The organism is Nocardia sp. NPDC004168 (genome assembly GCF_040610355.1).
GTDB classification, from domain to species: Bacteria; Actinomycetota; Actinomycetes; order Mycobacteriales; family Mycobacteriaceae; genus Nocardia; species Nocardia sichangensis.
This window is the reverse complement of record NZ_JBEXME010000002.1, coordinates 560,323-572,020: the sequence shown is the minus strand read 5'-3', so window position 1 is coordinate 572,020 and position 11,698 is coordinate 560,323. Positions and strand designations below refer to the sequence as shown.

At 69.5% G+C, this 11,698-nt stretch carries 11 protein-coding genes and 1 pseudogene; 3 read left to right on the top strand and 9 right to left on the bottom strand.

What is annotated here, in order from left to right; translation table 11 throughout:
* Positions 1 to 62: 62 nt before the first annotated feature.
* A complete protein-coding gene (locus ABZW96_RS06495; RefSeq protein ID WP_355071915.1) occupies positions 63 to 935 on the top strand; it encodes a hypothetical protein in 873 nt (290 codons plus the stop codon).
* A gap of 109 nt (positions 936 to 1,044) precedes the next feature.
* The gene (locus ABZW96_RS06490; protein ID WP_355071913.1) at positions 1,045 to 1,374 is read left to right on the top strand and encodes a hypothetical protein; all 330 of its coding nucleotides are present in this window, start codon (positions 1,045 to 1,047) and stop codon (positions 1,372 to 1,374) included.
* Positions 1,375 to 1,447: 73 nt separating this feature from the next.
* Here ABZW96_RS06490 and ABZW96_RS06485 read toward each other — a convergent pair whose 3' ends face one another.
* The 3 genes from ABZW96_RS06485 to ABZW96_RS06475 form a co-directional block, all read right to left on the bottom strand.
* A complete protein-coding gene (locus ABZW96_RS06485; protein ID WP_355071912.1) occupies positions 1,448 to 2,137 on the bottom strand; it encodes a response regulator transcription factor in 690 nt (229 codons plus the stop codon).
* Positions 2,134 to 3,369: an ATP-binding protein gene (locus tag ABZW96_RS06480; protein WP_355071911.1), complete on the bottom strand. Its 1,236-nt coding sequence runs from the start codon at positions 3,367 to 3,369 to the stop codon at positions 2,134 to 2,136. The genes ABZW96_RS06485 and ABZW96_RS06480 overlap by 4 nt, the downstream gene beginning before the upstream one ends.
* A gap of 111 nt (positions 3,370 to 3,480) precedes the next feature.
* Complete coding sequence (locus tag ABZW96_RS06475) at positions 3,481 to 3,918, bottom strand: helix-turn-helix domain-containing protein (RefSeq protein WP_355071910.1); 438 nt, start codon at positions 3,916 to 3,918, stop codon at positions 3,481 to 3,483.
* Between the two features lie 91 nt (positions 3,919 to 4,009).
* On the opposite strand from ABZW96_RS06475, the gene ABZW96_RS06470 reads away from it, so the two are divergent.
* A complete protein-coding gene (locus ABZW96_RS06470) occupies positions 4,010 to 4,669 on the top strand; it encodes an NAD(P)-binding domain-containing protein (protein ID WP_355071908.1) in 660 nt (219 codons plus the stop codon).
* 87 nt (positions 4,670 to 4,756) lie between these two features.
* On the opposite strand, the gene ABZW96_RS06465 is transcribed toward ABZW96_RS06470, so the two are convergent.
* The 6 genes and pseudogenes from ABZW96_RS06465 to ABZW96_RS06440 form a co-directional block, all read right to left on the bottom strand.
* Positions 4,757 to 6,811, bottom strand: a complete 2,055-nt coding sequence (locus tag ABZW96_RS06465; RefSeq protein WP_355071906.1) for a CocE/NonD family hydrolase — start codon at positions 6,809 to 6,811, stop codon at positions 4,757 to 4,759.
* A 207-nt stretch (positions 6,812 to 7,018) separates the two neighbouring features.
* The gene (locus ABZW96_RS06460; RefSeq protein ID WP_355071904.1) at positions 7,019 to 7,756 is read right to left on the bottom strand and encodes a phosphoglyceromutase; all 738 of its coding nucleotides are present in this window, start codon (positions 7,754 to 7,756) and stop codon (positions 7,019 to 7,021) included.
* 82 nt (positions 7,757 to 7,838) lie between these two features.
* Complete coding sequence (locus tag ABZW96_RS06455) at positions 7,839 to 8,741, bottom strand: ROK family protein (RefSeq protein ID WP_355072134.1); 903 nt, start codon at positions 8,739 to 8,741, stop codon at positions 7,839 to 7,841.
* A 67-nt stretch (positions 8,742 to 8,808) separates the two neighbouring features.
* Entirely contained in the window at positions 8,809 to 9,312 is a 504-nt protein-coding gene (locus ABZW96_RS06450; RefSeq protein WP_355071902.1) for a YbjN domain-containing protein, read from the bottom strand.
* A gap of 203 nt (positions 9,313 to 9,515) precedes the next feature.
* Positions 9,516 to 10,754, bottom strand: a pseudogene (gene mshA, locus ABZW96_RS06445) (D-inositol-3-phosphate glycosyltransferase); the annotation flags it as partial.
* A gap of 77 nt (positions 10,755 to 10,831) precedes the next feature.
* A complete protein-coding gene (locus tag ABZW96_RS06440) occupies positions 10,832 to 11,653 on the bottom strand; it encodes an alpha/beta hydrolase (RefSeq protein ID WP_355071900.1) in 822 nt (273 codons plus the stop codon).
* Positions 11,654 to 11,698: the final 45 nt, after the last annotated feature.

The window sequence follows — 11,698 nt, the reverse complement described above, 5'->3', positions numbered from 1 at the left end:
AACACGGTACTGGGTGGTGTGGCACTTCAGCCCAGGCGACTGAACTGTTAGCGTCCTATTTCGTGACGGTAGGCGCATCACCGAGCAGCCCGACCCGGCCCCGACCAGCGGGGAAGATCGACCCGGCCCCGGAAGTCGATCCGGACTTTCCCCGTGAGTGGATCGAGTTCGTAGATCCGGCAAATGACGAGCATCTGATCGTCGCGGATCTGACTTGGTTGCTGTCGCGGTGGACGTGCGTGTTCGGCACCCCGGCCTGTCAGGGCATCCTGGCCGACCGGCCGGACGACGGCTGCTGCTCGCACGGCGCGTTCCTCTCCGACGAGGACGACCGCAAACGACTGAGCCGCGCTGTGAAGATGCTCACACCCGAGGACTGGCAGCTGCGGGACGAGGCGACCAACGCGCAGGGCAAAGTCACCAAGAGCGGCTACCTGGAACTCGACGAACTGGACGACGAGCCCGCGCTGCGCACGCGCCGGTTCGACGGCGCGTGCGTCTTCCTCAACCGTCCCGGCTTCGCAGGAGGCATCGGCTGCGCCCTGCACTCCATGGCGCTGCGGCGGGGCATCGAGCCGCTGGAGGTGAAGCCGGACGTGTGCTGGCAGCTGCCGATCCGCCGCACCCAGGACTGGGTGGACCGGCCCGACGGCGTGCAGATCCTGCGCACCGTGATCACCGAATACGACCGCCGCGGCTGGGGGCCGGGCGGCGCCGATCTGGACTGGTACTGCTCCGGCTCTCCCGACGCCCATGTCGGCTCCAAGCCGGTGTGGCAGTCCTACGCACCGGAGCTGACCGAACTGATCGGCGCGCCCGCCTACGCGGAGCTGGCCAGGCACTGCAAGCGCCGCGAGGGCCTCGGCCTGATCGCCGTCCACCCGGCGACGGTGCACGCCGAGCGGATGCGCGAATCCACGGATCCGTTCGCCTGACCAGTTTGCCGGTCGGGCGCTCGGTCGGCCGCGGTCGGCGGACCGATTCGCCGGGCGGTTCACCCCGTCGCCATGCGAGCTTTACCCGGATCGGGTTTGATGTGCCGTTATGTCCAAGAAAGTTCTCACCGCGGCCACCATCGCCCTGGGCGCCGCCCTCTCGCTGACCGGAGTAGCCCACGCCGAGCCGAACGGCGACCCGCACAAGTTCTTCGACTTCACCACGGAGTTCGTGTCGGCCACCGATCCGGCCGCGGTCAACGCCAAGGCCGCGGGCAAGCTCCTGATCGCGAGCCCGTACGGCACCTCCCACACCATCGCCTGCCGCGGTACCAACACCGTCGATCTCTACGACTGCATGCAGGAAGACGATCTGGGCTGGATCACCCTGCAGAAGACCGAGACCCCCCTCGGCACCACGTGGATCTACGTCCCCTGACACACCGCTGAACGCAACGGCCGAGAGCACCGCAGTGCTCTCGGCCGTTGCGGGTTCTCGCCGCGCGGAGCGCTCACGCCTCCAGTTTGTAGCCCAAGCCGCGCACGGTGACCAGGTGTTCCGGCTTGGCCGGATCCGTCTCGATCTTCGAGCGCAGCCGCTTGACGTGCACGTCGAGGGTCTTGGTGTCGCCGACGTAGTCGGCGCCCCACACGCGGTCGATCAGCTGGCCGCGGGTGAGCACCCGCCCGGAGTTGCGCAGCAGGTATTCGAGCAGGTCGAACTCCTTGAGCGGCAAGGTGACCGGCTTACCGTTCACCATCACGGTGTGCCGGTCGACGTCCATCCGGACCGGACCCGCTTCCAGCACGCCGCTCTCGTTGGAGCCCTCCAGCTCGTCGCCCGCGCCTCGGCGCAGTACGGCGCGGATGCGCGCGATGAGCTCGCGGGCGGAATACGGTTTGGTGACATAGTCGTCGGCGCCCAGCTCCAAGCCGACCACCTTGTCGATCTCGCTGTCGCGCGCGGTGACCATGATCACCGGGACGCCGCTGCGGGTGCGCAACTGCTTGCACACGTCGGTGCCGCTCATGCCGGGCAGCATCAGGTCGAGCAGGACGATGTCCGCACCGGACCGGTCGAACTCGGCGAGCGCGGATGGCCCGTCACCGACGACGGTGACCTCGAAACCCTCCTTGCGCAGCAGGAACGCGAGCGGATCGGCCAGCGACTCCTCATCCTCGACGATCAGAACACTCGTCATCTGCGTGCCTCCACACCATTCGGTCGGCCCGGTCCCGGAGGACGCGGGCTTGTTTCATTCGTGCCAACCACGGCGTCGTCGTGGTCGTCGTCGGCGCCTGCTTCGTGATGGGCGGGTATGCGCAAGGTGAACGTCGATCCGGTGCCCAACTTGCTCCACAGGGTGATCTCCCCGTTGTGGTTGGCGGCCACGTGTTTGACGATAGCCAGGCCTAGACCGGTGCCGCCCGTCTGGCGCGAACGCGCCTTGTCGGACCGGAAGAATCGCTCGAACACCCGCTCCTGGTCCTCTTTGGCGATGCCGATGCCGCGGTCGGTGACCGCCATCGCCACGTGATCGCCGCGCAGTGAGCGGCTCACCGACACGTGGGAACCGGCCGGCGAGTAGGCGATCGCGTTCTCCACCAGGTTGGACAGGGCGGTGACCAGCAGGGTTTCGTCGCCGAGCACCTCGAGCCCGCTCGGGCGGTCGGTGCTGACCGTGATCCCGGCGGCTTCGGCGGCGGTGCGGGAACGGTCGACCGCCTGCATCACCACGGTGTCCACGTCCACCACCTCGAGTTCGGGCAGTTTCTCCGCGCCTTGCAGGCGGGAGAGCGCGATGAGCTCGGTCACCATCTTGCCGAGGCGGCGGGATTCACCGAGCACGCGCTGACCGAAGTGTCGCACGGCGTCGGGGTCTTCGGCGGATTCCAGCAAAGCTTCGGCCAGCAGGCTCATGGCGCCGACCGGGGTCTTGAGTTCATGACTGACGTTGGCCACGAAGTCGCGGCGGGTGGCCTCCATGCGCGCCTGTTCGGAATCGTCGTCGGCGAACAGCACGGTGAAGGTGGTCTCCTCGCGCGACAGTTGCCTGGCGACGCCGCGCACCGCGATGCGGCCGCGGCCGGGGACCGGATTCTTGGCGGTGAGGTCGAACTCCGCGGATTCGCCGGTGGCCAGCACCTTCTCCACCGCGGCCCAGGCCCGCTCGTCGAGCAGGCGATTGCGGACCAGGCCGAGTTCCTCCGCGCGCGGATTGACCAGCACTACGTCGCGGTACTCGTCGACGACCGCGATCCCGCTCTCGGAGGCGAGCACGATCAGGTCGAGAACCTGGGACATGGTGAGACCGGAGTCGGCCTGCCTGCGCGCGGCCTGCCTGGCATTCACATACGGGATCAGTAGCCCGCCGACTGCCAGGCCGACGACAGCCGCCAAGATGGCCAGCAGCACGGCCTGGGGAACACTCACACTTGAATCGTACGGTCGCCGACCGGTCGGCCAACGCGGGGTACACGAAGTTTCGCGCAGGTCATAGGCCCTTCCGGCCCCGTTAGCCGCATGTTTACGCGCTGTTCGACGTCACGTATCCGCCTCGTATTCACCGAGCGGTCGGTTTTCTTCGTCGTCGGCCTCGGCCTGGGCCGCGTTCACCGACGCACCGTGCTTGTCCACCCACTCGCCCAGGGCGTAGATCGGGGTCAACAGGTCCACGCCCGCCTCGGTCAGCTCGTATTCGACCCGCGGCGGGGCCTCGGCGTAGCGGTGCCTGCGCACCAGCGTCATCTGTTCCATCCGGCGCAGCGTCTGCGTCAGCATCTTCTGACTGATGCCGCCGATGGCCGCGCGCAGCTCGCCCGGACGCATCGGCCCCTCGCGCAGCAGGTAGACGAGCACCGGTAGCCAGGAGTTGCCGAAGATGTCCACACCCATCCGGGCCGGGCAGTCGGATTCGAAGTCGCCGTAGGGCGCGTATTCCACCCGCTCGGCGCTGACCGGGTCGATCGGTGCTGCGTTCACGGCTCCAGCTTGCCAGCGCCGTTGCGCACCTCCGGGTGCCTTTCGGATTTCCTAGCGTCGTCGTCGAACACATTTCGAGTCAGGAGTTCGAATGCGAATCGGAATCATCGGCGCGGGCGCGATGGCGCGGGCGCTCGGCGGCGGCTGGAGCGCGGCGGGGCACGAAGTACTCATCGGCGCCCGCACCGCCGCCGCCGCGGCGGAATCGGCGGCCTCGATCGGCGGGCGCGCCGGGAACATCACCGACGCGGCGACGTTCGGCGACGTCGTGCTGCTCGCGTTACCGGTGCCCGCGCTGTCGGAGGTGCTGCACGCGACCGGAGAGCTGCTGGCCGGACGCACGGTGGTCGACTGCACCAACGCCTTCGCCCCGGATGCGGCGGCGCCGGAAGGAGCCACCGCCTTCGTCCTGGCGGAAGACGCTGTCGCGGAACGGGTCGCTGCGCTGGCGCCGGGAGCGCACGTGGTGAAGGCCTTCAACCTGTGCGCCGCCGAGGTGTGGCAGGCGAAGGCGCGCGTCTTCGACGAGCGCCGCCTGGCGGTGCCGCTGTGCGGTGACGACGAGGCCGCGCTGCGGGTGGTCGCGGGGCTGGCGGAAGACCTGGGATCGCGGGCGCTCCCGGCGGGCGGGCTGCACCGGGCCCGGTACCTGGAGGCGATGTCGGTGTTCACCGTCGGTCTCTGGTTCGCCGGGCACGACGCCCGCGCGATGTTCCCGCCCGTGGAGGCCGCGTTCGCCGTCGTCGACTGACCGCACGACGATGAGGCCGGAGCGTGCACCCTCGCCCATACCCCGCGACGTCGATGCGCGGAGTGCACGCCCGGACCCGCCCCGGATCTACCAGCCCGGATTGCCGCTGACCGGGATGTTGACGAAGCTCGGACGGCCGGGGTCCAGCTCCAGATGCTGAGGCCGCAAGCCGGTGTCGATCAGCATCGGCAGGATCGGCAAGCCCTTGGGGAAGTTGCCCGCGTAGACGTCGACGCGCAGACGGTGACCGGGTTGCAGGATCGCCTCGGTGGCGGGCAGCGCGATGTCCAGCGTGGTCACCTCGCCGGGGACCGTGGGCTGCCGCTGCTCCAGCGAGGTGTACGGCCGCGGATCGGTGTAGTCGCCGTTGGCCGACTTGCTGCTGTTCGCCTCATCGATCGCCCGCAGCGAAGCCATGAGCTGACCGGACGACAGCACGCTGGACTGCCCGTCCGGCGCGACATCGTTCACCGTGACCACCCAGTACCCATCGGCGGCATCTTGAACGGTGTTGAGCCGCACCGCGATCCGCCCCGAAATCGTGGTCGGCTCGCCGACCGGGGCGCTGGTGAAGGTCAGCCCGTTGAGTTCCTCGACCCTGGAGTCCTTCGCACAGCCGTCGATGACCGAAAGCACACCGGCACTGCCCTGGGCGGCGTCGTTGGAACACAGGCTGGTCAGGCCGGGCGCCACGGTCAGACGCGCGGGCTCGCCGGTGCCCGTGGCATCGAGCGAACCGTCGTAGCGGCTGTTCGCGGTGCCGCTGGCGGCGGCGGACAGGTACATCCTGCGATGCACCGCCTGCCCCGGATTCGCGGCGGTCGACGCGGCGAACGAGTCGGTGGTGATCCAGCCACCGCCCTGCTGACGCAGGGTGATCGGGCCGTACTGCTCGATGCCGTTGTCGATGTCTTTGAGCCACCGGTCGAACCACGCGCGCTGCAACACGTCCAGCCGCGGCGGCAGGCCCGGCTTGCCGTACTCGTTGCCCGAGTTGAGGTGATAGGTGTTGCCCATCAGCAGCTGCTTCTGGCCCGGCGGCAGCGGAATCTCGTTGTAGATCTTGGATTCCGAGTAGGTGAACAGGTCGTGCCAGCCGCCGGTGACGAAGGTCGGCGTCCGGATACCGCTGGGATCACCGAGCCAGTCCTGGCGCGGGCCGGAGCCGTCGGTCAGCAGTTCCTTGGCGCGCGGGTCGAGATCCTCGATGCGCGCGGTGGTATAGACGTTGAGCAGGACGTCCATGAAGGTCAACGGATCGCGGGCGCGGTCGGCCAGCCACGTGGTGTCCAGTTGCCCGTTGAGCACCGAGGCGAGATCGGGAATCAGCTTGAGCCCGTTGACCGCGGTGAGCCACAGCGGGATGAAGTTGAAGCCGAAGCCGCCGCCGGGTGCGAGCACGTCGTTGACCAGGTCGCTGCCCGGCACGACCGGGAAGATCGCCTGCAAGGCGGGCGGGCGCTTCTGCGCGACCTGCACCTGATTGATCCCGGAGTAGGAGATGCCGTTCATGCCGACGCGTCCGTTGGACCACGGCTGCCGGGACGCCCAGTCGATCACCTCGAGCGTGTCCTGTTGTTCGCGTCCGCGCAGCATGTCCCAGACGCCCTGAGAGAAACCGGTGCCGCGCACGTCGACGACCACCTGCGAGTAGCCGCTCTTGATCAGTTGCCGGTCGACGGTGAAGTTGCGCAGTTCGCCCCCGCCGAACGCCTTCGTCAGGTCGGTGACGCCGGACAGCGGCGTGCCGCTCATGTCGATCTGCCGGAAGAATTCGATCAGCGCGTCGGACAGGCCGGGGATCGACTGCGCGTGATCGGCCAGATTCGACACCAGCTTGGTGTACGGCGTGAGATTGACGATCGTCGGCGTAGGGGTGTCGACGGGGCGGCCGGAGGCGTCCGCGGGCCGGTAGACGTTGCCCTTCAGGACCGTTCCGTCACTCATCGTGATGGGGACGTCCCACTGGATGTTGATGTTCGGGTACTGCTGCGGATCATCTTGGGTGGCAGTCCAAGCCGCTCCGGCAGCGCCGCCGTCCGGGCCGGTGGGCGGCACGACGGCATCGGCGCCGGCGGCGAGCAAGGGGACGAGCATCGTGACGGCAACCGCCGCCACCGTGGCCCGCAGCGCGTTCTTCATCGGACGTGATCCACCTCTCGGCTGGTCGAACGACCAGAGTGTACCTACTTACTTGCCGGTAGAAATAGTGGGTAACTTAAATCGCCGACATAGCGCCGCGGATCGACCGGCATCCCTCCGGCGTGTCGCACGGCAACACCTCATCGAAACGACGACGCGCTGCCACCCGGGCGGGTGACAGCGCGTCGAGAGTGCTCGGTATGCGGGTTACTTGCCGCCCTGACCGGCGACGGCGGCGGCGCCCGCGGCGGCCGCCTCCGGGTCGAGGTACTCGTGCGGGCGCACCGGGCGCAGGTTCTCGTCCAGCTCGTACCGCAGCGGGATGCCGGTGGGGATGTTCAGGCCCGCGATGTCCTCGTCGGAGATCTGGTCGAGGTGCTTGACCAGCGCGCGCAGCGAGTTGCCGTGCGCGGCGACCAGCACGGTCTTGCCGGACAGCAGGTCCTTGGAGATGGTCGACTCCCAGTACGGCACCATCCGGTTGACCACGTCGAGCAGGCATTCGGTCTTCGGGACATCGATGCCCGCGTAGCGCGCGTCGCCCTCTTGGCTGTACTCGTTGGCCGGGTCGATCGGCGGCGGCGGGGTGTCGTAGCTGCGGCGCCACAGCATGAACTGCTCGTCGCCGTACTTCTCCCTGACCTGCGCCTTGTTCTTGCCTTGCAGCTCACCGTAGTGGCGCTCGTTGAGCCGCCAGTCCCGGATCACGGGGATCCAGTGCCGGTCGGCGGCGTCCAGCGCGATGTTCGCGGTGGAGATCGCGCGACGCAGCAGCGAGGTGTAGACGACGTCCGGCAGGATGCCGTGCTCGGCCAGCAGTTCCCCGGCACGCTTGCCCTCGGCGATGCCCTTGTCGGTCAGGTGCACGTCCACCCAGCCGGTGAACAGGTTCAGGGCGTTCCATTCGCTTTCGCCGTGGCGCAGCAGCACGAGGGTGTACGTCATGCGGCCATCCTCCCATGCGCGCTGCGCCGGGTCGCATCGGTTCCCGCCTCCGCCGCCCCGGTCCTGGCGCGAAAGCGCGATGTCAGACCGGTTCGTCGGCGGTGTGCTCCGCGGCGAGCACGCCCGCGCCCGCCAGGGTGGCCCCGTGGGTGATCTCGGAGAGTTCCACGCGCAGTCCGCGCAGGAATTTCAGCCCGGCGTGCGCGTCCACCGCGGCCCGCAACGGATCCCACAGCGGCGCACCGGATTGCGCGAACCCGCCGCCGATCACCACCCGGTCGACGTCGAGCAGGGCGGCGGCCGAGGCGACCGCCGCGCCGAGCGCGGTGCCCGCCCGGTGCAGCGCGGCGACGGCGATCTCGTCGCCCGCGTGCGCGTCCGCGGCCAGCCGCACCCCCGTGGCGCCGGGCCAACCCTGCTCGCGCGCCCAGCGCACCGACGACATGCCACTCGCGACCGCCTCGACGCAGCCGCGGCCGCCGCAGCCGCAGGGCGTGTCCCACCCGGGCACGACGATGTGACCCACGTGCCCGGCGTTGCCGGTGCGCCCGAGCAGCACCTTGCCGCCCGCGACGATCCCGCCGCCGATGCCCGACGACACCGTCATGGCCAGCGCGTCGGGCACCCCGCGCAGCGCGCCGAGGCGATGTTCGGCCAGCGCGAGACAAGCGCCGTCGATGGCGAAACGAATCGTGGCGGCGGGAAAGAGTTCCCGCACGGCGGCGACGATCGGGAATCCCGTCTTCCACTCCGGGATGTTCAACGGACCCGTGACGCCGGTGCGCACATCTACCGGCCCGGCCGCACCGATACCTACGGCGCTGACGCGTTCCGGCCCCGCGACCGTGCGCAGCAGTTCGCGACAGACGTCCCACACACCCGCGTCCGGCACGTCCACCCGGCGCACGTCGCGCACCTCGGCACCGGGGCCGACCACCCCGGCCGCGAACTTCGTCGCGCCGATGTCCAGAGCGAGAATCGCCAATGCCGTCCCTTCGCCGATCCGAGCCACCTGCGATTGTCACCCGGGAGCCGGACGGCGCGACGACCGGCTACGGCTTGTCGGCGGAATCGACCAGATGCTCGAAGGCGCGCAGGTTCTGCAGCGACTCGCCGCGCGAGACGCGCCACTTCCATTCCCGCCGAATGGATTCGGCGAATCCGAGTTCCAGCAGCACGTTGAAGTCGGCGTCGACGGCCTCGAGAATCTGGCCGAACACCCGGTCCAGTTCGTCGGCGGTGACGGCGTGCGCGGACATCCGGCCCACCAGATAGATGTCGCCGACCCGGTCGAGGGTGTACGCGACGGCGTAGAGCCTGCGGTTGCGGCGCAGCAGGAACTTGTACACGCCTTCGAAGTTCTCGTCGGGCTTGCGGCAGACGAACGCTTCGAAGCGGACCCCGTGCTTGCCCACCGTGACCATCACCGTGGTCTTCAGTTTGCGCTCACCGGGCAGGACGACGACGAAGGTCTCCTCCCCCGGCCGGGTGTATTCGATCTCCCTGTCCCGCAGCGTCTCATCGATGAGCCGCGCGGTCGTCTGTACCTCGTTCACCGGCGCACTCCCATCCGGCGCCGCCACAGCGCCCGCGATCTCGCCTGACTGTTCTCGCCGAGCAGGGCGGCCGTCCGCTCCGCGGCGAGACCGGTGTGGTCGTCGGACACCCGGTCGTAGGCATCCTCCCGCACAGCGCTGTGCGCCAGGCCGCGTCCGCCGAAAGCCGCCCGCTCGTCCCGGAAACCGGCCATGGCCGCGGCGTAGCTGGCGAGCAGCCCGTCGGCGGTGTGCGCCCAAGAGAAGTTGGCCGCGTGCGCGACGGCCTGCTCGCCCATCCGGTGCAGCCGGTCCGGGTCGTCCAGCAGGTGGCGCAGCGCGTTCGCCCAGTCCACGGTGCGGTGGCCGGGGACGAGCAGGCCGGACACCTCGTGCCGTACGGCCGTGCCGAGACCGCCCACGTCGGCGGCGAGCACCGGGGTGCCACTGGCCTGCGCCTCGATCGCGACCAGGCCGAAGGACTCGTTGTAGCTCGGCACCGCGACCAGATCGGCGGCGCGGTAGACCAGCACCAGCCGTTGCGGCGGCTGCGGGGGCAGGAAACTGACCCGCTCGGCGATGCCGAGTTCGGCGGCCAGATCGATCAGCGCGTCCGGCCGCTCCAGCCCGCTGCCGGACGGGCCGCCCACTATCAGCACGCGCAGTTTGCGCTCCGGGTCGGCGCGCAAGACCTCGGCCGCGGCGCGCACCAGCACATCGGGCGCCTTCAGCGGCTGGATCCGGCCGACGAACGCGACGATCCGCTCGTCGGCGGCCAGCCCGAGCGCGGCGCGGGCGGCGGCCTTGTCACCGGGGCGGTAGCAGGTCAAGTCGGCACCCGGCGGGACGACATCGATGCGCTCGGGGTCGGCGCCATAGAGTTCCACCAGCTGGCGGGCTTCCTCAGCGGTGTTGGCGACCAGGCGGTCGGATTCGGCGATCACCTGCTTCTCGCCGATCTCGCGGGTCGCCGGTTCGGGACAGTCGCCCTCGGCCAGCGCGGCGTTCTTCACCGCCGCCAGGGTGTGCGCGGTGTGCACCAGCGGCACCCGCCACCGGTCCCTGGTCAGCCAGCCGACCTGGCCGGACAACCAGTAGTGCGAGTGCACCAGGTCGTAGTGGCCGGGCAGGTGCCTGGCCTCCTGACGCAGCACCTCCGCGGTGAAGGGGCACAGCTGGGTGGGCAGATCGTGCTTGTCCAGCCCCTCGAACGGGCCTGCCACCACGGTGCGCACCAGCACGCCGGGCGCGGCCTCCTGGACCGGCGGGACGTTCGACGCGGTGGCCCGGGTGAAGATCTCCACCTCGGTGCCGCGCCGGGCCAGCTCGACGGCCGTTTGCAGGACGTAGACGTTCATGCCGCCCGCGTCGCCGGTGCCCGGCTGAGCGAGTGGTGAGGTGTGCACCGATAACACGGCGATACGGTTCGGCCGTAGGTCCAGGCGCTGACTCACACTATCCATAGTGCACGTTGCGTTCCCCGGCCCAGACACGCTATCCGCGGCAAGTGAGAGCTATCACAGAGCAGACATGAATCCGATCACAGACTCTCGATAAACGCGCGCACCTCGGCGACGAACCGGGAACGGTCCTCGATGAACAGGCCGTGCTGGGCGTCCTCCCAGAACGACACACGCGCGTCCGGCACGGCCTCGGCGATGTAGCGGCCGTTGTCGACGGGAACGACCCGGTCGGCGGTCCCGTGCAGGACGAGCACCGGAACGTCCAGTGTGCGCAGGGTCTCGGTGTTGTCGACGGTCCGGTAGAACAGCGCTTTGCGCACCGCGGGCGGGGTGGCGAGACTGGCCCCGAACAAGCGCTGCGCGTCCGGCCCCTTGTCCGCGCCCGGTCCGGTGTTCGCATTGCCGAACACACCGAAGGCGCGCACCGCCCGCCCCGCGCTCTCCTCGAAGACGCCCGGAATCGCCTCCCGCATCATGCTGCCGGTCGCCGCGCCGGGCACACCGGGGCCGATATTCGCCATCGAGCCGGTGTAGACGACGCCCGCCACGGCGCCGGTGCCATAGGCGGTCAAGTAGTCGGTCAGCACGATCCCGCCGTAGGACCAGCCGAGCAGCACCGCCCCGGACGCGATGCCCTCGGCCGCCAGCACCGCCGCGACGTCGGCCGCCCAGTTCTTCGGATCGTCGTAGCCCGCCGCGGGCGCGTCGGAGTAACCGTGGCCACGCAGGTCGACGGCGACCACCCGCATGTGCGCGGCGAGGTCGTCGGCGGCTCCACCCCAGCAGCGCAGATTCGCCGACCAGCCGTGCAGCAGCACCAGCGGCCTGCCGTGCGCCGGGCCGCTCACCCGGTAGACGATGTTGGTTCCGTCCGCGCTCACCACGTCCCGAATAGCCATGCACCGAGGCTAACCGTGCTCGCGGGACCGCCAGGACCCGGCAAA